Here is a 23,415-nt window from a genome sequence, read left to right on the forward strand (position 1 = left end):
ATGAACACTCAAAAGAAAATCAAAGTACTATTCGTCTGCATGGGCAATATCTGCCGCTCGCCAACCGCCGACGCGGTGTTTCGCCATCATGTCAAAACCGCCGGGGTGGATCATTTAATCGAGGTCGACTCGGCGGGAACGCACGCCTACCATATCGGCAACCCCCCGGATGAACGTTCGCAACGCACCGCTATCAATCGCGGCTATAAAATGGATGATTTGCGCGCGCGGGCAGTGGAATTACGAGATTTCGAGGAATTCGACTACATCCTGGCGATGGATAAGGAAAATCTGCACTTGTTGAAGCAGCGCAGCCCGCGGCATCATCACGACAAAATCCGCTTATTCATGCATTACGGCGTAAACTACGACGGCAATACCGAAGTGCCGGATCCTTATTTCGGCGGCCATCAAGGCTTCGAGCTGGTTCTCGACATGGTGGAAGAAGCCAGCCAAGGTTTGCTGGAGCATTTGCGCAATCACATCAATCGATAAGGACAATACAATGAAAACAAAAGCTGCCGTAGCCTGGAAAGCGGGCGAACCGCTAACCGTCGAGGAAATCGATCTGGAAGGTCCGAAATCCGGCGAAGTGCTGGTCGAAATCAAAGCCACCGGCATTTGCCATACCGATTATTACACCCTATCCGGTGCCGATCCGGAAGGCTTGTTCCCGACGATCCTCGGCCATGAAGGCGCGGGTGTGGTAGTCGACGTCGGCCCTAACGTCAAATCGCTGCGCAAGGGCGACCACGTGATTCCGCTGTACACGCCGGAATGCCGCGAATGCAAGTTTTGCCTATCGAAAAAAACCAATCTATGCCAAGCGATCCGCGCTACGCAGGGTAAAGGTTTGATGCCCGACAGCAGTTCGCGTTTTTCCATCGGCGGCAAGCCGCTATTTCATTACATGGGAACCTCAACCTTCTCCAATTACACCGTCGTACCCGAAATCGCGCTGGCCAAGATCCGCGAAGATGCACCGTTTGATAAAGTGTGTTACATCGGCTGCGGCGTCACCACCGGACTCGGTGCGGTGATTTATACCGCCAAAGTCGAAGCCGGCGCGAACGTGGCGGTGTTCGGCCTGGGTGGCATCGGTTTGAACGTGATCCAAGGCGCGCGCATGGTCGGCGCCGACAAAATCATCGGCATCGACATCAATCCCGAACGCGAAGCGATGGCGCGCAAATTCGGCATGACGCATTTCATCAACCCGAACGACGTACCCAACATCGTCGACGCCGTGGTGCAACTGACCGATGGCGGTGCGGACTACAGCTTCGAATGCATCGGCAGCACCAAAGTCATGCGTCAGGCATTGGAATGCACGCACAAAGGCTGGGGACGCAGCATCATCATCGGTGTCGCCGAAGCCGGTGCCGAAATCAGCACACGCCCTTTCCAGCTCGTTACCGGACGGAAATGGGAAGGCTCGGCGTTCGGCGGCGCGCGCGGCCGCACCGACGTGCCAAAAATCGTCGACTGGTACATGGAAGGCAAAATCGACATCGATTCGCTAATCACGCACACGCTGACGCTGGACAACATCAACGAAGGCTTCCGCCTGATGAAAGCCGGTGAATCGATCCGCTCCGTGGTGATTTATTGATGGTTGCTGTGGAGACTCGCAGTCTGCACCGCTGTTTTGGCGGTATCCAGGGCTATTATCAGCATTCTTCCACGGTCATCGGTCTGCCGATGCGCTTCTCGGTGTATCAACCGCCACGAGCGGAACAGCAGCGCGTTCCGGTCGTGTTTTTCCTCGCCGGACTGACCTGCACCGAAGAAACCTTCATGATCAAAGCCGGTGCGCAACGCTACGCCGCCGAGCTCGGCTTGATGCTGATCACCATGGACACCAGCCCGCGCCAAACCGGTATCCCCGGTGAAACCGACGCCTGGGATTTCGGCGCCGGTGCCGGATTTTATCTCGACGCCACCGCCGAACCGTGGGCGCGGCATTACCGCATGGAAAGCTACGTCACGCAGGAACTGCGCAACATCATCGTCGATCAATTCCCCGCCGACCCGAGCCGTATCGGTATTTTCGGTCACTCGATGGGCGGCCACGGTGCATTAACCTTGGCGCTGCGCTACCCCGAACTGTTCCGCTCGGTCTCGGCATTTGCGCCGATCTGCGCACCGATGCATTGCCCGTGGGGACAAAAAGCGTTCCGTAACTATTTAGGCGAAGATCAACAAACCTGGCGTAAATACGACACCACCTCGCTGATCGAAGACGGCCTAAGAATGCCGAATCTGCTGATCGATCAAGGTCTAAACGATCAATTCCTTGCCGAGCAACTGCACCCGCACCGCTTGGAAAATGCCTGCAACGCAACCGGACAAAAACTGACGTTACGGTACCACCAAAACTACGATCACAGTTATTACTTCATCAGTACATTTATCGGGGAGCATTTGAAGTATCATCGGACGCAACTTGGGTAATTTGTGTGTTGCATTTCAAGAATAAATTGGAGGAATATTATTTGTGGCCGGCTGCTGCTATTTTCTTGATTCGCTATCTAAATCTGTTTGTTGCAACTTGATCATCCCCTAAGTCACGATATGGGTGAAAAATGGAATTGCCAAAATTTAATGAAACTTTTCTTCCAATACTGGAAGTGCTTAAAGATGGTCAAGTCATCAAAGGCCGCGATCTAATTCGACTTGTTGAAGAACGATTTTATTCTGATTTACCTCGAGATCTGCTAGAGCAAACAACTAAGAGCGGAGATCGATTAATTGAAAATAGAATTGCCTGGGGAAAGTCATATCTTAAAAAAGGTGAATTGGTGCACTATCCACAGCGAGGTTATGTTCAGATAACAGAAAAAGGAAAGTTAGCCAAGCCAGAAAATGTGTCACTCAATGAAATTCATTCCAATGTCATCACATTTTATGAACCTGAAAGCAAATCGGCATCGGAAACAACAATTGCTGTAAATGCGAGTCCACAGGATTTAATTGATTCAGGTTTTGAACAGATCGAGCGAGAGGTGAAAGACGAACTACTTTCGAAACTTAAAGGAATTGATCCATATGCATTTGAAAAGATAATTCTGATTTTGCTTAAGAAAATGGGGTATGGTGATTTCATAGAAACGTCAAAATCTGGTGACGGCGGAATCGATGGAATTATTAACGAAGATCAGCTGGGGCTTGAAAAGATCTATATTCAAGCAAAACGTTTTACCGAGAATAAAGTTCGTGAAACGGACATACGAAACTTTATTGGTGCCATGAGCGGTGATACCCACAAAGGCATCTTTGTGACAACTTCAACTTTTGATGAAAAGGCAAAAATAAAAGCCAAAAATGCACATCACAAAATAATATTATTGGATGGATCCAAGTTAGTGGACTTGATGCATAAATTTAATGTAGGAGTACAGACCAAGATTACTTATGAAATAAAAGCTCTTGATAATGATTTTTTTGATTCTGAAGAAATATAACCGATACAAACGAAATGTAAGAGATCGTGCAAAGGAGTGTGTCTTGATGTTGCCTTTTCTTGCAAAATATAAGCCAGGTCGCGAACGCAAAAAAATGTCAATTCACAATTCGATTTCATTGTTTCCGTTCATTGCTGAAAATCAACAACATACCATGCTAAACTCGCAGCATGAAAGTTAAAGATCTCATCGCGTTACTTGAATCGGATGGTTGGCAGCAGGTTCGGCAAAAAGGCAGTCATCGCCAGTTTCACCATCCCGTTAAGTCCGGTACGGTCACAGTTGCCGGAAAACCCAGCGTGGATGTTCCGTCCGGTACGCTCATCAACGTTTTAAAACAAGCAGGACTGAAAAAGTAGAGGTGTGTATGCGTTATATGGTTGTTATCGAAGAAGGACCGACGAGCTTTGGTGCCTACGTTCCCGATCTTCCGGGTTGTATCGCTGCCGGTGAATCAATGGAAGAAGTATTGCAGCTTATCCAGGAAGCCATCGAATTTCACATTGAAGGTCTTAAAGATGAAGGCCAAAAAATCCCGGTACCGCATTGCTCAAGCTCGTTTGTTGAAGTGCAGGTTTGACGATAAGAATCGTACCGAAAGCAGATGTGATGATGTATGCCCAAAAAAATCAAAGAACTCATCGGTGAATTGGAAAAAGCCGGTTTTGTTAATCGAGGCGGCAAAGGCAGTCATAGAAATTTTATCCACCCGCTGGTGATGAAACCGGTTGTACTCTCCGGAAATGCGGGCGATGATGCCAAGAAATATCAGGAGAAAGCGGTTGCAACGGCTATAGAGGAATCCAAAAAATGAACGCGAAACACCATTATGTGAAAATTGTCGAGTGGTCCGATGAAGATCAATGCTTTGTCGGCAGTTGCCCTGGTCTTTTTTATGGCGGCTGTCATGGCGATGACGAAAAACAGGTTTTTGCCGAACTCTGCGAAATCGTTGATGAGACGATTACCTTGTACGAAAGAGATGGCAAATTGCTACCGCCACCGACATCGGGCAAGGATTATGCAAACAAAATGCTTAGCGTTGTTTAGCCGGTGTCTTCTCAAAAACAAATTTATCTTAGCGCAATGACTATGTTACCGTTGCAATTGTTAATTGAGTGCACGGCCATACCGTACGGAAATCAAAATGGATAACATCAGCGTCAATAAATTTCGCGATAACTTGAAAAACATCGTTGAGAAAGTGATCAGCGAACATCAGCCGGTTAAAATCACACGCCGTAGCGGCGAGGATTTCGTAGTTATCAGCGCGGAAGATTGGGCGCGTGATCAAGAAACGCTGTTTGTGCTTCAGAATACCAACCTCATGCAACAAATCCTGACCTCTACACAAACCCACGCCACAAAATCGGGATACCGCCCTTCGGATGAAGAAACCCAAAAGATCCTTGGTGTTTGAAGGCAATACGTAGGAAGTGTACGAAGCACTGAAAACGCGTGACCCGCGCCTACACAAAACACTTTGCAATATTCTGAAAGAAATGCTGCGCGACGATCCGGCAACGGGTATCGGCAAACCGGAAATGTTGCGCCATAACTTGACAGGCTTTTGGTCGCGCAGACTTAGCCAAAAAGACCGGTTGATCTACAAATTTGATGATCAGTACGTTTATATTTTCGCTATTGGCGGACATTACGAACAACTGTAAATATGCAACCCATCGTCAATATCGCCGCAATGCTTGGTCTGCAACCAGATAAGCTCATGCTTTTCGGCGAGCACATGGCCAAGCTACGGTTGAGCGCTTTGCCTCAAAAGAATGCGCTACCGAAAGGCAAAATCATCTTGGTTTCGGCGATTAATCCGACGCGCACGGGTGAAGGGAAAACGACGGTTTCGATCGGGCTGGCGCAAGGTTTTGCGCGTATCGGGCAACAGGTTGCGCTGGCGTTACGCGAGCCGTCGTTGGGGCCTGTTTTCGGCATTAAGGGCGGCGGCACCGGTGGCGGAAGTTGTCAGCTTGAGCCGTCGACGCGTATCAATATGCATTTCACTGGCGACCTACACGCCGTCGGCGCTGCGCACAACCTGCTCGCCGCGTTGCTCGATAACGCCGTGCATTTCCGCAGCGGATTGGATTTGGAACATCGTCAGGTTTTCTGGCGTCGCGTGCTCGATATGAACGACCGTTCACTGCGGCAGGCGGTGATTGGGTTGGGTGGACGGCTCAATGGGGTGCCGCGGGAAACCGGTTTCGACATTACCGCGGCTTCCGAAGTCATGGCCATTCTCTGTTTGGCCGAAGATTTCGCCGATCTCAAAGCGCGATTGGGGCGTATCCTGGTGGGATTCGATCGTTCCGGCAATCCGGTCACGGCGCAGAGCCTGCAGGCAACAGGCGCGATGGCGGCTTTGCTGCACGATGCGATGCTACCGAATCTGGTGCAAACCACCGAAGGCGTACCGGCTTTTGTGCACGGCGGCCCTTTCGGCAATATCGCACATGGCTGCAACAGCGTGATCGCCACCAAAGCTGCCGCGGCTTGTGCCGACTGGGTGGTGACGGAAGCGGGTTTCGGTTTCGATCTGGGTGCGGAGAAATTTTTCGATCTGAAATGCCGCAGTTCCGGTGTATGGCCGAGTGCGGTGGTGCTGGTCGTCACTGCGCGAGCGCTGCGGGTGCATGGCGGCGGCGATCCTTCCCGTCCGAGCAGTATCGAAGAAATCGAACGCGGGCTGGCGCATTTGGAACATCACGTGCAAAGCGTGCGTGCTTTCGGCTTCGAACCGGTCATCGCCATCAATCGCTTCATTGGCGATACCGAAAACGAACTCAGTATCATCGAACAGTATTGCGTCAAGCTTGGATTGAGTACCGCCCTGTTCACCGGCTTCACCGATGGAGGTTCCGGAGCCGAAACACTGGCGCATGCGGTAATCACCGCAACCAACCGGCCACAACCGCCCGTGCGTTATTTGTACGATCTAAATGCTTCGCCCGAAGATAAAATTGCCGCCGTTGCCAGTACCATTTATGGCGCCAGTGAAGTCGAGTTCAGCCGGACGGCAAAGAAAGACCTCGAGCGAATCTGCGCGCTGGGTTTCGACCGGCTGCCGGTGTGTATCGCCAAAACTCATTTATCGCTCAGCAGCGACCCCGCAAAAATCGGCCACCCCGAAGCATTTCCATTACCTGTGGAATCGGTACGCATCGCCGCCGGTGCTGGCTATCTGCTGGTTATGACAGGAGACATCGTCACCATGCCAGGACTTCCGCGCGATCCAGCCGCGCATCGCATCGATTTGAGCAACGATGGTAACATCGTAGGTGTTTGAATTCTTAAAGTTTTAAACGGCAGTAATCCAGTCCCGCCATTAACAGGCCGTTAACCACCGAATCCATCCAGATAGCTTCTCTCATTGCTCATGCGCATCCCTACATCGTTGGAATCGGATTGTCCCCGTTCGAACAACCCCATTTCGTATCCATTCCGGTATGTCAGATTATTGGATTTTCTCGCCACCAGATTATAACCATCGTCTTTGCCGCGTTCATACATCCCTTGCGCATAGGCTTGAGTGTGACTATCGCCTTGATTGGTGATATAGCTTGTTTCATGATGCGGTATCAAATCGTAGCCTTCATCCTGACTCAATTCATGCGCGCCTTGCGAGTAACCTTCTAAGTACACGTTATCCTGACTGGCTTCATCTTCAGCGTCATAGCCATCGTCCTTACCGCGCTCGAAAACTCCGTCATAATAACCCTTGGCATAATCTTGTTCGGCGCTGGCTTCGTCTTCCAGATCGTAACCGTCTTCATAACCGCGTTTTTCAATTCCTTCTTCCCATCCCAGATAGTATTCCTGAGATTGATTATCCAACGACGGTTTAATATCGTAACCGTCGTGAAATCCACGCGCATCCTGGCCCTCTCGATAGGCGGAATTAAATTTCTGGAAATAGATATTGGGTAAGTTTTGAGGAAAGGGATCGCAATCGTATCCATGATCGTAGGCTTTGTCCTGATAGATCTTCCAATATCCTTCAAGATAGTCTTTCTTATCGCTGGCGGCCACCTTGTCCTCAGTCGCGTCTTGTTTACCGCGCGAGTAGAGACCATCAAAGTATCCCTCCTGTATCAGATCATTAAGGTTGGCTTTATCGGGTTGATCGCCCAGCAATTTGCCAATGGCCCGGCCACGGTCATACCGGCCTTGATTATAGCTGTCAGCCAAGACTTGATTGGGATTGACCGGCTCATGAACTTCATCATGCAGACCGTGCGCATGGCTGAATTTCAGCTGACCTCTAACGAAATACTTGTCGTATGTTTGGGTTGCCAGCAATGGCCATCCGAATTGATTGGGTTTTGGTTGCTGCGCAAATCCGGTATCAAATGCTCTGTCGCCCAATCCTTCGAGAAAATCCTTCTGTTTCCCGAGATTTAACTGCAACCAATTGCCATCCATTTGATAGCCTTTTTCATAAGCTTCGGAGGCATCCGCCGGCAAAGGCACGACTTCATGCCCTGTCACATTGTTATCGCCTTGTTTGATGGTATTGGCAATTCCAGCATCATTAGCTTGTCCGCCTGCCAGGGTCTTACCGAGTACGCCGTTAGGATCGTTGGGATGACCGTTCCAAGCACGATAAGATGCAATCAAACGGCCTTTCTGCAATCCGCTATGATATTGAATCGCTTCCCAGGCATTGCAATCAAGATACTGAGGAAGCTTGACTTCTTCATCAAACAACTTGGCGGAGTTTTGCAGACCAGCCGCATGCCGATCCCAGCCGAATGGGCGTGTCACATTACCGCCGCCGGTTCGGGTTTCCCAGAGCACCCCTTTCTGAGGGTTAATCAGCGCTTCCGATTTCTTTACAATTTCTTCAAAGTTGCGCGACATCTCACCGTTCGCCCGCGTCGTGATCGGCAATAAATTACGCGAATCTGCGCCAGGCCCGTGTAACCCGGCATTGAGCAAGTGCCCTTTTTTATAAATTTTATCGCCCCCGGTGGCAAAATTCACAGCTTTACGCAGGTAAGCCCAGTCAGTTCCCAATGGATCGACGGTATCAATCGTATCGCTACCGCCAAATCGATTGTAGATACCCATGGGATCCATCCAGACGTAAGCCCGGACACCGCCCGCTAATCCATTGTTCCCTGCTAAATATTCCGTAATCCCCGGTCTCGGCATAGCGCCGTATAAAGACTGGTAATCCGATTGGTAAGTCTTGTCTTTAGCAATTGATTCACCTTTTTTCGGGCCATAGGATTTTTCAAATGGTTTAAAAGTTTTGGAAGTGCCTTCACCTTCCCGCCCCTTACCTACTTTGCTAAATTCTTCGAGCAAGATTGTAGCGGTGCTAAAGTTCCTGGGGATGGTTCCTTGTAAGGAATCCATAGGACTATCGGGATCGGTTATTGCAACGTTGCTCAGGCTCGAATCGGTCAACGATACCACATGGATTGTTTTAGGAATGCGCCCTAAAGTCCGCATGATCATGCTATTGGTTGCGGGATCGTTCTTGATATCGGTGCGTTTATCGGCGTCATCCTTCTTCACTAATTGATTCATCAAATCGTCAAAATCGGTCGCATAGCCAACCTGAATATTGATGGATAACGGACTTTCGTTTTCTAACGCTTCATCCAGTTCATTTTCGAATTGTTTATAGCTCCCAGCCTGGTTATAAACTTTCTCCATCGGCACCATATTATCGGTCCCCGGTGAACCGCCGAAATGGTGCGCAATGATGTGCCCGCCGTTAAATTCCTTAAGTGGTTTGAACATGCGGCGATGGATGCCTTGCACATGATCCCACGCACCGGATTGGGCGTCGGACGAACGACCACTCTCGGGAGTAGTACCGCTCTTATAGATCTGTCCTTCCGCACCAATCACACGATTGAAACTATCCACCGTGAATTTCAATTTACGAAAAATGTTACTTCCACCTACCGTAGGATTAATGGCTGCTTTGTCTTCGTCAAAATCGGCAGGACCAGGCATCGGTTTCTGGTTTGAATCGAAATATTCATTGGTAGCGGGTTTAAAAAAGAAGGCGATGCTGCCCGTGTATTGATAGATGCCATTGACATTATCAAACAAATTGAGAATAGCTGGCTTGCCAGTCATCGGATGCATCGCAGCTACGGTCGCATCAAACGTGCGTTGAACCACTCTGCCAATGGCTGCAGAATGCGGTTTGTACTGTGTTTGCGACTGCAAACTGTTATTGATTCGCTGGGCTTGTTTTTTCAGCTGCTGCACTCGGGAACTAGCGCTCATGGCAGTATTCAAGCGATTCAACGCGATTGATTCCGGGCGCTGGTCGTTGACCGTGTATCCTGCTTGCGACTTTGCCTCCCGTTTTGCATCATCGGGAGTCTCAGCTTTCTTGGAATTAGCAAGCACCATTTTCATTCGGAAAGAGTCTAAAGATAGTCTTATACATTGAATATCTTATCACTGATATCGCCTTAATTTATAGCGTTATAGAATTGAATTCGATCTGTATCGCGCTGCAAAAAAATATCGCAGCATAGATTCATGCATCACTCGTAACAAATAATATTCCCTTCACCTGATTGTCATAAATTTGTAACGCATTCTTTATATGATTGCAGCATCTTTTAACTGTGGTAATTTTGGAGTCGTGGATGACTGTCACCATACTCGTTGTTGAAGACGAACTTGCAATCCAGGAATTGATCGCACTGAATCTCAAGAAAGCCGGGCATATCGTGCTCTGCGCAAGCGATGCTGAACAAGCCAGAAAAATGGTCAATAATATTTTGCCGGATCTGGTTTTGCTTGATTGGATGCTGCCGGATATGAGCGGACTGGAATTCGCCAAGAAACTACGGCGCGAAGAACGCACCAAAACAATCCCGATCATCATGCTTACTGCACGCGTGCAAGAAAGCGACAAAATCGCCGGATTGGACGCCGGTGCCGATGACTATGTCACCAAACCGTTTTCGCCGCGGGAATTGCTTGCTCGCATTAAGGCGGTGTTGCGCCGGCGGTTGCCGGAAATGTCGGATGAAATCATCGAAATCGGCGGTTTAAAACTTGATCCGGTGACGCACCGGGTGCATGTCATCGCAACTGACGATCCTTCCAAAGCCACGGAGATCACGCTCGGCCCCACCGAATTCCGTTTGTTGCATTTCCTGATGGCGCATAAAGAACGGGTTCACACTCGCGCTCAATTGCTCGATCGTGTCTGGGGCGATCATGTGTTCATCGAAGATCGCACGGTCGACGTACATATTCGTCGGTTACGCAAGATTCTGGAGAAGGTCGAAAAAGAGAATCTGGTACAAACCGTGCGTGGCACTGGCTACCGCTTTTCCATTGAACAAACCGAAGAAGCGGTCGAGTAGTATTCTCCAGGGAACAATAACCGGTAACATTCTTCCGTAAAACTGCCATGTTTTATCCGGGTCAGCGGCATCCATGTTTGGATGCCGCTTACGATGCATGGGTTAGAAAGACATCCATGCGTTGAAATACACCGCATCATTATTGACGGCGTTACGACCAAATCCATCGTAATTATGAACACTACCGTTAAATTTGAAATTATGCACGTATTGCACCGCTAACCGCAGATTGACGAGGGTATTCATTACCGAATTATTGGATTAACCAAATGGCGTAAAGCTGGCTTCAGCGATGAATGCCTGACTTAAAGGGCGACCTGTCCGGCTGCCGCTGATCGGATCACCAAGGCCGTAAATAAACGTGTCAGCCGTTCCCGTCGTTTGATTGTAGAAGAGATTTAAACCATAAGTTTGTTGGAAGGTATAACCGGCTCTGATGCGCACAGTGTCGAGATTGCTTTTAATCCTATCCGCCAACCCTAATGCGGAACTGGCATTCATGTTACGGTTCTCGCGCAAGTAGGTCGCAGTAAATTCATAAATATGAACCGGATTTCCCAGATACTGGTATGTCATATCGAAACCGATGTCATCGTAGCGATCGGTTCCTGCGGTCGTTATCCGTTGCGGATTGACATCTCCGTGCATACCGAATGTGCCGATCGCGCCGTAATGCCCGTTCCAGTCTTTCTGCAACGCAACCCGCCAATATGGCGCTCCGCCGCTCAAGCGGGATTGTTCCGGATCGAAGACACTAATGCCTTTCTGAGCATTTTTTGCCAGACTGGTATAACCGCCCGCTTCGATATAAAGCAAGTTGTTAATCATCATATACGAGGTCGCGCCGATTACTTGCGAGCCCAGTGATTCGATCAATGTTGCAGCTGATTGCGCAGGTGCCAGCGGCGATGAACTCCACGGAAATCCCCAAGTCGGCGTGGTATTCCATAAATCCGAGACAGTCGGGTTATTATTCGTAGTCAAACCGAATACCACTTTCTGTCCCGCCACTTCAAAATGATCGGCAAAGCGGATTTCGGTATTATCGAGCACGCCGATATTTTCAACGCCATCGTAGGTTCCTTCGACAAATGCGCCAATCTTGGATGTCAAGCGGCCAGCCAAAAACACCGCCGCTTCATCAATCGTCGCGTTATCGTTCCGACCGAAGCGCGGCGCGGCACCGCCATCCTGGCCTTCCTGGGTATGCGTAAAAGAACCGCGAATCATGCCGCTCAACGGAATAAGATTGTTATTTTTACCATCCGTTTGAGTATAGCCATTGAGTTTAAAATTTCTGCCAACCGACGTAAGATTGGGTCCGAACGATTGCACATGGCACGCACTGCAGGCGTAACCGGTTTGACGTGCAAAACTTGGCAGTGCTTGCGCACTGGAGCTTAGCAACATGAATGTTACTAAAGAAAAGAACAAAAACATTGTGTTTTTGACTATCATGGTGTTTTCCTCATAGAAAAGAGACGAATCTTGGCAGAAGCCCGCGGAACATTGAGTGCATGCGACTGATCTATCATATAGACGATAATTCCTTGAAATAAAACACACTTCTGCGATTGAACATTTTACTCCTCAATACATGATTTTCTTGTGAGGTTATTAAAGATAATTTGTGAAGCTTCCTAAACAAATAAAATTTATAATTATCAGTAGATTAATAATTATTCATTGCATTATTGGAAATAATTTGTGAAGCTTTCAGGATAAAAAATTGGAATAATTATCAACAGACTAATAATTATTCGCTGTATGACTGTCAGTTCTTGATCAATTATCAGGATTTACTATGCCATCGCCTCTATTCTCAAGCAGCACCACCAATCGCAATCCTTCGGGTATCAACTCAATAGACGCATTATTGAACGGCTCGCTGTGGTTGAGTTCCACCATCTCTTTCAGCTTTCCAACCAGCAACAGCACCTCGCTCTGGTCTACGTATTCCAACGGCTATGGCCCTGTATCCGGCGATGGTGAGCCGTGGAGAAGCACATTTTCTCCACTATCCAGTACCGATCAGAGCAATTTCATCCATGCGTTGCAGCAATGGGCGAATGTCATCAAACTGAACTTTACCCAAGTCGGTGAATCCCCCGGCAATGTCGGCGATATCCGTGCAGCGTATACGGTCGAAGCGGATTCATTGGTCCTGGCCTGGACTTACCTGCCGAGCGGCAGTCCTCTGGGAGGCGATATCTGGATTAACACAAAAGGAGAACTCAATAAGGAAGAATGGAATCCTGGCAGTCTGTCATTTGAAACGATTCTGCACGAACTCGGTCACGCATTGGGTTTGAAGCATCCGTTTACAGATCCTGATAATCCTTCGGAAGCTACGCTGCCACCGGATTTGGATAACACCATCCATACTGTCATGAGCTATACCTACGCCAACCTGGACGGTGACGAAGGCAATGGTTTTTCCTTTCATCCGACTACGCCGATGGTGCTGGATATCGCCGCCATTCAGTATCTCTACGGTCCCAACAATAACTACCATACCGGCAATGACACGTATGTATACGATGATGCTCACACCTATCATGAGACGATCTGGGATGCCGGCGGCGCTTCCGACACAATTCAATACACCGGTTCGATACCGAGCCTGATCGATCTCAACGCCACGCATCCATCGCTCATCGGTCAAGCGGTCTACGTACAAGCCAACGGCGTTAATCTTGGCTCACCGATTCCGAATGTATGGATTGCCGATAAAGTTACCATTGAGAATGCCATCGGCGGACAAGGTGACGACATTCTGGTTGGTAACAGCAGCCGCAACAGTTTGGACGGCGGCGCCGGTATTGACACGGTAAGAATCGAAACGCAATACAATCAAGCTACACTCAGCAAAAATACCAGCGGTTATACCGTCAAACTGAATACCGATCCAAGCAACGAGGATACGCTTGTCAATATCGAGCGGGCAATATTTGACGATTATCACTTGGCGCTCGACCTCGACGGCAACGCCGGAGAAGTCGCCAAACTGATCGGTGCGGTATTTGGGGCAACTTTCGTCAACAACACCGGCTATGTCGGTATCGGTTTAAGCAAAACCGACGAAGGATTGAGCTATGAGCAGTTGGCAAAATTCGCCATCGACGCCACCCGGCTGACCGATCACGACAAAATCGTCACATTGTTGTGGCACAACCTATTCGGCGAACTTCCAACCGACAGCGAGAAATCACCTTACGTTGAAATGCTGGACGACGGCGACCTCTCAATCGGCGGATTAACCGTGCTGGCAGCGGAAAGCGTTATTAATGCGGAAAACATTAATTTGACGGGGCTGGTGCAAACGGGATTACCGTATATTGAAGTCGGTTGATGCTTCACTGACCGCTATCTATATGCGGTATTCACTGCTTCTTTATCACTGCGGGCGGTTTGCAGTAATAACGCGATGGGAATTCCGGATTATTACGTAACCGGTTTCGTATCACATCGCCGCCTTCATTGACGCAAACCGCGATCGACTGGTCCAAACTGGGAAAATATTCATTGGCGCCAGGTTGCGCTGAAGTGGGTGGAACGCGTGCACGGATGCGCGCGCATATTTCAGGTTCGTCCGATTTGGGCGGATCGTTCTCCATCGCCGGTAACGGGCACAAATTACAGGGATCTCCCGGACATAAGCAGCCTTCGCAACTCGCCAGCACCGGCGTCGCAAGCAAACTGAGTCCGGCACTAAAACCGATGATGACGCTGATTCTGAAAAAAAATGACATCGACATTTCTCTTTCCTATAAGTTAGATGAACACTGAATAATCGCTTTTTGCTATACTGATTTTACCTTAACTCCAATACGGTTAAGCAACGTGACAAAGTTTTTGAACGCATAGGCTATGATGACAATGAACAATAATTTAAAACTATTCCCCCACAGCCATTTCCGCCGTATTGACTACCTGTTGATAATATTACTGGTTTCGTGGACATCGTCGACGCAAGCGGATTCCATCGAACTGTTGCAAAAAAATGCCAGTATCGCCTATGAAAAAATGATGGATGCAAAGAGATCCGCCGATGATTTAGCAAAAGACGCCGCATTCGCCCAAAGGAAACTGGCTACCGCAAAACAAAAGCTGACGGAAGCCGAGCAAGAAGCCGAAGCCGCAAAAATACGGTCAGAACGAGCGAAAACAGCGGCCCAGCAGGCAACCAATCAATGGAAGCAAGCGACAGATGCTTTAGCCAGTGAATGGGGCAATACCGAAGTCCAGTAACCACGCCGTATTATTCTAGAAATAATTCCATTTGAACGTGGGGAATACCGGCTTCCATAAATTCTCCGCTGCAGACTTTAAAACCGAATTTCTCATAAAATGCAACAGCGTAAGTTTGCGCATTGAGCATGGCTTTCTTTTGCTGACGTTGCCGCAGTTCTTGCAAGAGTGCTCGCAGCAGCGCACTACCGAATCCTTTACCGCGCCATTGCTTGAGTACCGCCATGCGGCCGATATGTCCATCCGGTAACAACCGTGCAGCTCCCACCGGTTGTCCGGCAATATCGAACGCCAACGCGTGCACACTGACTGCATCGAATTCGTCCCATTCCAGTTCTTCGGGAACTTGTTGCTCTTGAATGAACACAGCGGTGCGAATAACGCGCAATACCGGGGCTTGCGTCCGCCAGCGCACTATTTGTACCGAGTGCTCAGGAAGCATGATAAATTTCCGGCGGGCAGATCCGATCAGAACCTGTTATTTGAACGGGTGACGCAACAAAATCGTGTCGTCCCGATCCGGTCCGGTGGAAATCATATCGATGGGGATTTCACAGACTTCCTCGAGACGCCGCAGGTAATTTTGCGCGGCTTTCGGCAATTGCGAAAATTCTCTGATACCGGCGGTTTTTTCCGACCAGCCGGGTATTTCTTCATAAATTGGTTCGCAGCGATCAAGATCTTCCGCGCCGAATGGAAGAATATCGCTTTTATTGCCATCGCTGAGCTGGTAACCGACTCCCAGGTTAAGGCTTTCAACACCATCCAATACATCCAGTTTGGTAATGCACAACCCGGTCACGCCGTTGATTTGGATTGAACGCTTCAGCGCCACCGCATCGAACCAGCCGCAGCGGCGCGGACGACCCGTTGTTGAACCGAATTCATGTCCGCGCGTCGCCAGATGCTTACCAACTTCATCAACCAACTCGGTTGGAAATGGTCCCGATCCCACGCGCGTCGTATAAGCTTTGGTAATGCCCAGCACATAATGCAACATTTGCGGGCCGACACCGCTGCCGGGACCGGCTGCGCCGGCCACACAATTACTGGAAGTCACAAAAGGATAAGTACCGTGATCGACATCGAGCAACGCGCCTTGTGCGCCTTCAAACAACAGGTTATTGCCGGCTTTATGCGCTTCAAACAACTGCCGCGGCACATCGGCCACCATCGGTTTTATACGTTCCGCTTGTACCAGTGCCTCATCCATTGTTTTTTGAAAGTCAATTACTGGTGCATGGAAGTAATTCTTCAATACGAAATTATGATAATCAAGAATTTCTCCCAGTTTTGCAGCAAAACGATCGCGATGAAACAAATCCTGCAACCGCACCGCGCGCCGGGCGACTTTATCTTCGTAAGCCGGGCCGATGCCACGTCCAGTCGTGCCAATCTTCCCTATACCTCGAGCAGTCTCCCGGGCGTTATCCAGCGCAATATGGCACGGCAAAATCAATGGGCACGCTTCGCTGATCCGTAATCGGCCGCTGACATCAACGCCGTTGCTCTCGAGCATGTCGATTTCATTGAGTAACGCTCCCGGTGAAATCACTACGCCATTACCAATGTAGCACACCACATTGTTACGCAGGATACCGGAAGGAATCAGGTGCAACACGGTTTTCTTATCGCCGATAACCAAGGTATGACCGGCATTATGTCCACCTTGAAAACGCACCACCCCTTGCGCATGATCGGTCAACCAGTCGACAATTTTGCCTTTTCCTTCATCCCCCCACTGCGTTCCGATAACGACAACATTTTTTGTCATATTTGCATCTCTAAAAATTCTGTTTCCCAACAATTATAATTCTTTAACGATCCATTGCCCGTCATGCCATATCAACTGCCGATCGCAAGCCTGCGATTCATTCGGTTGTCCCGGCAACTCCACGACGACAATCTCTCCAGATTTCCGCAGTTGCGCGATTTTGCTCTCAAGCTCCGGATTCTTCAACTGATAAGGCGCTCGAATGGCTTTTGGATAGGTTGCCGGCTTTACCAATCTCGCCAATTCTCTGAGATCCATGCTAAAGCCAGTCGCGGGACGCGCCCGGCCAAAAGCCTTACCGATTTCATCGTAGCGTCCCCCCAGAGCAATTGCATTTGAACAGCCTTGTGAATACGCAGCGAAAACCATCCCGGTATGGTAATGATAGCCGCGCAGATCCGCCAAATCGAACGCAATCGTATCCACAAAGGAGCTCAGTTCTGCGGCGACAGTCGACAATTCATTGAGCGCGGATTTGACTTCGGGATAATCCGGCAGGCGATTGAAAGCATCCGCTAATACTTTCCCGTCCCCATACAACTCAGGCAACAACAACAATGCTTCACGTGTGCACGCTGGCAGCTGCGTGCACAATTCATTCAAAGTCGATATATCTTTTGCCTGCAGAACAGCATACAGCTCGGTTTCAAGCTCTTGCGAAATACCTGCGCCTTTGATGATGCCACGAAATACGGCGACATGCCCGAGATCCAGGTGAATTTGAGTGACATTCGAAACCGACAAACATTGCAACATCAGCCGTTGCACCTCCAAGTCACTTTCGAGGCCGGCATGGCCGTACAATTCCGCGCCAATTTGCAGCGGCTCACGCGTTTGAGTAATGCCGGATGAAATCGTATGCAATACGCTATTGACATAACATAATCGAGTGACGCCTTCGCAGTTCAATAAATGCGCATCCATCCGGGCGACTTGCGGTGTCATGTCAGCACGTAATCCCATCATCCGACCGCTCAGCTGGTCGATTACTTTGAACATGCGTAAATCCATATCGCTGCCACTACCGGTCAATAAGGATTCGACATATTCCAGCAACGGCGGAATCACTTGCTGGTAACCATGCACCATTAGCAAATCAATAATTTGCCGGCGCATATTTTCGATCTGTAAAGTTTCCACGGGTAATATGTCTTCGACATATTCCGGAAGTAACCAATTACGCATAAATTAAGGATTGATAACCATCAATGAAGAAATTTGAAAAACAACTCAACTGAAGATAAGAAGCAACATTACACCGACCATCATGGATGTCAAACCGATAAAGCGTATCTGATTATCATTGGTTTCGATTAGCCTTTTGAACGCTTCCCGCCACGCTTGCGGCGACAAAAAAGGCAGCATTCCTTCAATGATTAACATCAATGCGATCGCATTCAGAAAATTTTCCCACATATATTACGATAACCTCTGCGCTATTAACGCATTCACGCTGACTTCAGTGAGGGAGCACAAAAATTAAGAGGTTCTGTTGTAAATCGAGTATGTACAAAACAGCGATTTCCAGAACCTCTTCATAACCAATAGAAACAACAAACAAGAAACTTATTAAGTAATCATCATGCTAAGTTCAGACTCGATTTGCTTGTCATTAGCAAAAACCACGATATTACTCAATTCGCTCTCTATCATCATCGCTATCGGCTTGTTATTTACTGATCGAGGGATTCTTTAAATATTTAAAAAACTCGGAAGTCGGCTCCAGAACCATCATATCACTCTTGTTCTTAAACGATTGCTTATAGGCATCGATACTGCGCCAAAAAGCATAGAATTCCGGATCTTTCTGAAATGCTGCGGCATAGGTTGCGGCCGCTTGACCATCGCCGTCACCCATGGTTTTCTGTGCTTCACGATAAGCTTCCGCCAGAATAATTTCGCGCTGCTTGTCAGCATCTGCACGGATTTTCTCTGATTCAGCAGCACCGGTTGAACGCAGTTCGTTTGCTACACGTTTACGTTCCGCTTCCATACGCCTGAATACCGACTCGCTAACCTCTTGCGGCAAATCAACGCGTTTCAGGCGCACATCCACAACTTCCACACCGATTGAACGGGCGTCGTTATCGGCTTTCTGTCGCATGATTTCCATAATGATGTCACGCTCGCCGGATACCACATCATGCACGGTACGGTTACCGAATTCGTCCCGCAAACTTGCATTGATTGTCTGTGACAACCGCGTTTGCGCCAATCCTTCGTCACCACGCACGCTGATATAGTATTGCTTAACGTCGACAATACGCCATTTTACAAAAAGATCCACCAGTACGTTTTTCTTCTCGGAGGTAATAAAACGTTCGGGTTCTTCAGTATCCATCGTGAGAATGCGTTTCTCGAAATACCGTACGTTTTGGGCGATCGGGATTTTAAAATACAAACCAGGCTCGGTTTTTACATCGATTACTTCCCCTAATTGAAACAGAATGGCTTGTTGCCGTTCGTCGACAATATAAATCGCCGAGCTGCCTAAAAAGAAAACCGCAATAAGAATGCCTGTTAATACGGATGTTATGCTTTTCATCTATCTCATCTCCCGTTCGCGGCTACGAAACGACTCGCGTGCGCGTAAGCTATTGTCGGGCGCCGCTTCCTGTATCATTGGTTGCACAGTCACCGGTGACACTGGCGAGGAACCACTCATATTGATCAATTTATCCAATGGCAGGTATAACAAATTATTACCATTCTTCTGATCCACAACGATCTTACTGGTATTTGCAAGCACTTGTTGCATCATATCCAGATATAACCGCTCTCGTGTCACTTTGGGTGCTTTACTGTACTCCGTGAGAATCTGTTCAAAGCGGCTGGCATCACCCTCGGCACTTACAATGACACGTTGCTTATAACCTTCGGATTCTTGAATCAACCGCGCCGCATTACCGACCGCTCTCGGAATGACGTCATTCGCATACGCTTGACCTTCATTTTTCTGGCGTTCTCTATCCTGCCCCGCCTTCACCGCATCATCGAACGCTGCTTGAACTTGTTCCGGCGGCTGTGCATTTTGCATCGTTACTCTGCTAATTGAGATACCGATTTCGTAACGATCCAAAATTTTTTGCATTAATTGCGTTGCGTTGGCCGCCACTTGCTCACGACCTTCATACAAAACATAGTCCATTTTGCTTTTACCAATCACCTGCCGGATTGCCGTTTCAGCCGCTTGGAGCACTGCTTCGTCAGGATTCCTGTTCTTAAAGAGGAAATTCTCGGGATTATTCAAAATGTATTGAACCGCGAATTGAATATCGATGATATTTTCATCATCGGTCAACATCAACGATTCGCGCAATACTTTACTCCTTACATTATTGCGATAACCAATTTCGACTGTCCGCACCTGACTGACATTGACAATTTCCACTTTCTCAACCGGATAAGGCATATGCCAACGCAAACCGGCAGGGGTCGTATCCACATACTGCCCAAATCGCAATACCACGCCTCTGTGACCTTCGTCTACGATGTAGAATCCACTGGCTAGCCATACCACAACCAATAGGCCGAGAATTAGAGCGATACTGCTACCGCTGTTCGGGCTAGGACCTTGTGATCGTGGACCTCCTTCATCACCGCCCCCATTGCCGCCACCTTTTTTCTGTCCAAAAATATTATTTATTTTCTTATTGACATTACGCAGCACATCATCCAAATCCGGTGGTCCAGAATCACCTTTATTTTTTCCCCATTGAGGATCATTTAATCCCATAATCTTTCCTATTTTGTTCGTTCAAAAAAGTTCTCGTACCTTAGCACAACCTCCAAGCTCATTCATAATCTTACTGTTTACCGCTTTTTCATTTAATTTCTTGGAGTTTTCTACGATTGCTTCTAATAGTGCTTGCCTTACAAACTCAATACCATCGCCTGTTTTTGCGCTTAAACGAATGCGCGATATTCTACCATATTCATCACGCACGAAACTTTTCCCGCGATTCGCCTCATCAACGCAATCAATTTTGTTAAAAATCAAAATCTGCGGAATCGTATCCGCTCCGATTTCTTTCAATATCTTATTCACTTCCTCAATCTGCTCATCTCTGTTGGGGCTGCCGGCATCGATCACATGAAGCAGAATATCGGCCTGTACCGTTTCTTCCAACGTCGCACGAAATGCTGCCACGAGTGTATGTGGCAATTCGCGAATAAACCCGACAGTATCTGAAACCACGACTGAATCACCTTCAGATAAAAACAATTTCCGGGTTGTGGTATCAAGCGTAGCAAAAAGCTGATCGGCCGCATACGACTGCGCATGCGTTAATCGATTAAACAATGTTGATTTTCCAGTATTTGTATACCCGACAATAGATACTGTAAGCACTTTGGAACGTTGCCTTGATCGTCTTTGAACACTCCCCTGGCGTTGTAAATCCGCAAGTTTTTCCTTAAGCAGCTTTACACGTTTTTTAAGTAACCGCCGGTCCGTTTCCAGCTGGGTTTCGCCCGGACCGCGTAGACCGATACCCCCCTTCTGCCTTTCCAAGTGAGTCCAGCCTCGCACAAGGCGAGTCGCCAGATGTTCCAACTGCGCCAGTTCAACTTGCAGCTTACCTTCGTGACTCTTCGCGCGCTGGGAAAAAATATCCAAAATTAAGCTCGTGCGATCAATGACATTGCAATTTAATCGCACAGACAAATTGCGTTGCTGCGCGGGTGATAAATCATGATTAAAGATTATTAACGCGGCTCTTGTCTGTAACAGATGCCGCGCAATCTCATCAACTTTCCCGCTTCCGATAAAAGTTGTCGGGTCGGGACGAGTTCGTTTACCTTCCACTATCGCCACGACTTGGAGCTGATCACTGATCGCTAGCTGCTGAAGCTCCTGCAAACTCTCTTTATGGGTAGCATTTTTTCCAAAATCGATTCCTACAAGTATAGCCGCACTAGCAGCTATCGATTGATTCATACCCGACTCAGGCAACATCAAGTATCGCGCGTCTCCATTGTTTCAATGGGAATTGAAACGGCTCTTGCAGGTACTACCGTTGAAATCGCATGTTTGTATACCATCTGTGTAACTGAGTTTTTTAACAGCACCACATATTGATCAAATGAATCAATTTGTCCTTGTAATTTAATACCATTCACTAAATAGATCGATACCGGAATATGTTCTTTCCGTAAAACATTGAGAAATGGATCTTGTAGTAACTGTCCCTTGTTACCCATTGGTAACTCCCTCTTCTAATTATTGGTTATAGGATGAGTGACTCTACTTCATTTTCGGATGTAAATCTACACCAGATTATACTCATATCTGCAAATTCCGTCATAGCCCGCCAACTATTAAATCGCATTCATTGATCTTATCGGCGCTGCTTTTAGGAAATAAGCACCCAGGATAAGGGTTTAAACCTGGATGCTTATTAACTTTGACTCTTAACAAATACTTATCTGTGAGTGCTCGAATTTAAAATGGCGCCGGTCTTGGAGTATTGTTATTTGAAGGCGGTAATATCGGCATTTTGATATCCGGTTGCTCACCTGTTAACGTTTTCAAGAAAGCTACAATGCTATCTATTTCTTTCTTATTGAAATCACGATCCAATTGTACTTTGCCCATAATCTTAACGGCATCCTCCAATGTGGTTGCCGCGCCATCGTGAAAGTAGGGATAGGTCAATTCTATATTCCGTAATGTCGGAACTTTAAAGACATTCAAATCGGTATCTTTCCCGGTAACGGCTTTTCTTCCTTCCACTTTGCTTTTAGTTTTATAGGGATGATGCACGCCAAATTTTTGATAAAGCGCACCGCCAACCGCCGGGCCATTATGGCATCCGGCGCAGCCGCTGCTCTTGAATAACTCATAGCCTTCCAGTTCCTGAGCACTCAGTGCTTTCTTGTCGCCTTCCAGCCATTTGTCAAATCGCGATCCAGGTGTCACCAAGGTTTCTTCAAAAGCTGCGATTGCAGTCGTCACCCGATCGATATCAACTTGATCCGAACCAAAAGCTTTTGCAAAATGCTCACGATATTGCGGGATTGATTGTAATATCTCCACCGTCACCTTGTGGGTGGATGCCATTTCACCCGGATTCGCAATCGGCCCCCCGGCTTGTTCTTTTAAATCCTTAGCGCGTCCATCCCAGAATTGCGCTAAATTCATGCTTGCATTTAGTACAGTCGGTGCATTAATTGGTCCTTGTTGCCATGCATGACCAATAGAGGTTGGGATATTATCCGTTCCGCCCATACTGAGATTGTGGCAAGAATTGCATGAGATAAAACCAGATTTTGATAGCCGCGGATCAAAAAATAACATTTTGCCCAGTTCAACCAAATCCGCATTTGTTACTTTGGCAGCTTTAATGGGTTGAATAGGTTCGTTGGCTGAAGCATGCATTGAAGTAACAAGAGCGCCAATCGTTATCAATGACGCAACCAGTATACGTGTCTTCATCGGTATTCTCCCTACCTTAAAAAAATAAAAAAACGGCTGTAATGGCGCAGCCGATTACGCCTAATAAAAACACCCGGAATGGGGATCTTGCAAGAAAATATGAAGAACTTACATCAGTAACCGTCAACT

The 23,415-nt window shown here is 48.0% G+C and carries 27 protein-coding genes; 14 read left to right on the top strand and 13 right to left on the bottom strand.

Translation table 11 applies throughout. The annotated features are described in order from the left end of the window. The 11 genes from KF839_RS04220 to KF839_RS04270 all read left to right on the top strand — a co-directional run bounded on the left by KF839_RS04220 (position 1) and on the right by KF839_RS04270 (position 6,762). A complete protein-coding gene (locus KF839_RS04220) occupies positions 1-495 on the top strand; it encodes a low molecular weight protein-tyrosine-phosphatase (protein WP_292916588.1) in 495 nt (164 codons plus the stop codon). Between the two features lie 10 nt (positions 496-505). Next, positions 506-1,612, top strand: coding sequence for an S-(hydroxymethyl)glutathione dehydrogenase/class III alcohol dehydrogenase (locus KF839_RS04225; RefSeq protein ID WP_292916589.1), 1,107 nt, complete (start codon positions 506-508; stop codon positions 1,610-1,612). Next, positions 1,612-2,454, top strand: coding sequence for an S-formylglutathione hydrolase (gene fghA / locus KF839_RS04230; RefSeq protein ID WP_292916590.1), 843 nt, complete (start codon positions 1,612-1,614; stop codon positions 2,452-2,454). Before KF839_RS04225 ends, fghA begins: the two co-directional genes overlap by 1 nt. A 131-nt stretch (positions 2,455-2,585) precedes the next feature. Then, on the top strand, positions 2,586-3,464 hold the full coding sequence (locus KF839_RS04235; RefSeq protein WP_292916591.1) for a restriction endonuclease: 879 nt from the start codon (positions 2,586-2,588) through the stop codon (positions 3,462-3,464). 170 nt (positions 3,465-3,634) lie between these two features. Further along, entirely contained in the window at positions 3,635-3,823 is a 189-nt protein-coding gene (locus KF839_RS04240) for a type II toxin-antitoxin system HicA family toxin (protein ID WP_292916592.1), read from the top strand. An 8-nt stretch (positions 3,824-3,831) separates the two neighbouring features. Continuing rightward, positions 3,832-4,044, top strand: a complete 213-nt coding sequence (locus KF839_RS04245) for a type II toxin-antitoxin system HicB family antitoxin (protein WP_292916593.1) — start codon at positions 3,832-3,834, stop codon at positions 4,042-4,044. A gap of 36 nt (positions 4,045-4,080) precedes the next feature. Continuing rightward, positions 4,081-4,278, top strand: a complete 198-nt coding sequence (locus KF839_RS04250) for a type II toxin-antitoxin system HicA family toxin (protein ID WP_292916594.1) — start codon at positions 4,081-4,083, stop codon at positions 4,276-4,278. Further along, a complete protein-coding gene (locus tag KF839_RS04255; RefSeq protein ID WP_292916595.1) occupies positions 4,275-4,514 on the top strand; it encodes a type II toxin-antitoxin system HicB family antitoxin in 240 nt (79 codons plus the stop codon). The genes KF839_RS04250 and KF839_RS04255 overlap by 4 nt, the downstream gene beginning before the upstream one ends. A gap of 97 nt (positions 4,515-4,611) precedes the next feature. Continuing rightward, positions 4,612-4,884: a type II toxin-antitoxin system Phd/YefM family antitoxin gene (locus KF839_RS04260; RefSeq protein ID WP_292916596.1), complete on the top strand. Its 273-nt coding sequence runs from the start codon at positions 4,612-4,614 to the stop codon at positions 4,882-4,884. A 16-nt stretch (positions 4,885-4,900) separates the two neighbouring features. After that, on the top strand, positions 4,901-5,134 hold the full coding sequence (locus tag KF839_RS04265; RefSeq protein WP_292916597.1) for a Txe/YoeB family addiction module toxin: 234 nt from the start codon (positions 4,901-4,903) through the stop codon (positions 5,132-5,134). 29 nt (positions 5,135-5,163) lie between these two features. Next, entirely contained in the window at positions 5,164-6,762 is a 1,599-nt protein-coding gene (locus KF839_RS04270; RefSeq protein ID WP_292916598.1) for a formate--tetrahydrofolate ligase, read from the top strand. 50 nt (positions 6,763-6,812) lie between these two features. Here KF839_RS04270 and KF839_RS04275 read toward each other — a convergent pair whose 3' ends face one another. After that, positions 6,813-9,860, bottom strand: a complete 3,048-nt coding sequence (locus tag KF839_RS04275; protein ID WP_292916599.1) for a DNA/RNA non-specific endonuclease — start codon at positions 9,858-9,860, stop codon at positions 6,813-6,815. 236 nt (positions 9,861-10,096) lie between these two features. On the opposite strand from KF839_RS04275, the gene phoB reads away from it, so the two are divergent. Beyond that, entirely contained in the window at positions 10,097-10,825 is a 729-nt protein-coding gene (gene phoB, locus KF839_RS04280) for a phosphate regulon transcriptional regulator PhoB (RefSeq protein WP_292916600.1), read from the top strand. A gap of 102 nt (positions 10,826-10,927) precedes the next feature. On the opposite strand, the gene KF839_RS04285 is transcribed toward phoB, so the two are convergent. Further along, positions 10,928-11,071 (bottom strand): hypothetical protein, encoded by a 144-nt coding sequence (locus tag KF839_RS04285; RefSeq protein ID WP_292916601.1) that lies wholly within the window; start codon positions 11,069-11,071, stop codon positions 10,928-10,930. A gap of 15 nt (positions 11,072-11,086) precedes the next feature. Further along, entirely contained in the window at positions 11,087-12,283 is a 1,197-nt protein-coding gene (locus tag KF839_RS04290; protein WP_292916602.1) for a cytochrome C, read from the bottom strand. A 346-nt stretch (positions 12,284-12,629) separates the two neighbouring features. Here KF839_RS04290 and KF839_RS04295 point away from each other — a divergent pair, with 346 nt between their 5' ends. Continuing rightward, complete coding sequence (locus tag KF839_RS04295; RefSeq protein ID WP_292916603.1) at positions 12,630-14,177, top strand: M10 family metallopeptidase; 1,548 nt, start codon at positions 12,630-12,632, stop codon at positions 14,175-14,177. Between the two features lie 31 nt (positions 14,178-14,208). Here the strand turns inward: KF839_RS04295 and KF839_RS04300 are convergent, their stop codons facing one another. Continuing rightward, positions 14,209-14,583: a hypothetical protein gene (locus KF839_RS04300; RefSeq protein WP_292916604.1), complete on the bottom strand. Its 375-nt coding sequence runs from the start codon at positions 14,581-14,583 to the stop codon at positions 14,209-14,211. Positions 14,584-14,704: 121 nt separating this feature from the next. Between KF839_RS04300 and KF839_RS04305 the strand changes: the two genes are divergently transcribed. Beyond that, positions 14,705-15,076, top strand: a complete 372-nt coding sequence (locus KF839_RS04305; protein ID WP_292916605.1) for a BAR domain-containing protein — start codon at positions 14,705-14,707, stop codon at positions 15,074-15,076. A gap of 10 nt (positions 15,077-15,086) precedes the next feature. Here KF839_RS04305 and KF839_RS04310 read toward each other — a convergent pair whose 3' ends face one another. The 9 genes from KF839_RS04310 to KF839_RS04350 all read right to left on the bottom strand — a co-directional run bounded on the left by KF839_RS04310 (position 15,087) and on the right by KF839_RS04350 (position 23,286). Then, a complete protein-coding gene (locus KF839_RS04310; RefSeq protein WP_292916606.1) occupies positions 15,087-15,518 on the bottom strand; it encodes a GNAT family N-acetyltransferase in 432 nt (143 codons plus the stop codon). A gap of 36 nt (positions 15,519-15,554) precedes the next feature. Next, the gene (locus KF839_RS04315) at positions 15,555-16,850 is read right to left on the bottom strand and encodes an adenylosuccinate synthase (protein WP_292916607.1); all 1,296 of its coding nucleotides are present in this window, start codon (positions 16,848-16,850) and stop codon (positions 15,555-15,557) included. A 33-nt stretch (positions 16,851-16,883) separates the two neighbouring features. Continuing rightward, a complete protein-coding gene (locus KF839_RS04320; RefSeq protein WP_292916608.1) occupies positions 16,884-18,035 on the bottom strand; it encodes an ATP phosphoribosyltransferase regulatory subunit in 1,152 nt (383 codons plus the stop codon). A gap of 45 nt (positions 18,036-18,080) precedes the next feature. After that, positions 18,081-18,266, bottom strand: a complete 186-nt coding sequence (locus KF839_RS04325) for a DUF2065 domain-containing protein (protein WP_292916609.1) — start codon at positions 18,264-18,266, stop codon at positions 18,081-18,083. Positions 18,267-18,519: 253 nt separating this feature from the next. Further along, positions 18,520-19,395 carry a protease modulator HflC gene (gene hflC, locus KF839_RS04330; RefSeq protein ID WP_292916610.1) on the bottom strand — a complete coding sequence of 292 codons (876 nt, stop codon included), beginning with the start codon at positions 19,393-19,395 and terminating at the stop codon, positions 18,520-18,522. Continuing rightward, positions 19,396-20,586, bottom strand: coding sequence for an FtsH protease activity modulator HflK (hflK, locus tag KF839_RS04335; protein WP_292916611.1), 1,191 nt, complete (start codon positions 20,584-20,586; stop codon positions 19,396-19,398). It lies immediately after the preceding gene. 21 nt (positions 20,587-20,607) lie between these two features. Then, a complete protein-coding gene (hflX, locus tag KF839_RS04340; protein WP_292916612.1) occupies positions 20,608-21,789 on the bottom strand; it encodes a GTPase HflX in 1,182 nt (393 codons plus the stop codon). 17 nt (positions 21,790-21,806) lie between these two features. Beyond that, positions 21,807-22,052 carry an RNA chaperone Hfq gene (hfq, locus tag KF839_RS04345; protein ID WP_292916613.1) on the bottom strand — a complete coding sequence of 82 codons (246 nt, stop codon included), beginning with the start codon at positions 22,050-22,052 and terminating at the stop codon, positions 21,807-21,809. 241 nt (positions 22,053-22,293) lie between these two features. After that, on the bottom strand, positions 22,294-23,286 hold the full coding sequence (locus KF839_RS04350; RefSeq protein ID WP_292916614.1) for a cytochrome-c peroxidase: 993 nt from the start codon (positions 23,284-23,286) through the stop codon (positions 22,294-22,296). Positions 23,287-23,415: the final 129 nt, after the last annotated feature.

It is taken from the genome of Nitrosomonas sp., assembly GCF_019635155.1.
Lineage (GTDB): Bacteria > Pseudomonadota > Gammaproteobacteria > Burkholderiales > Nitrosomonadaceae > Nitrosomonas.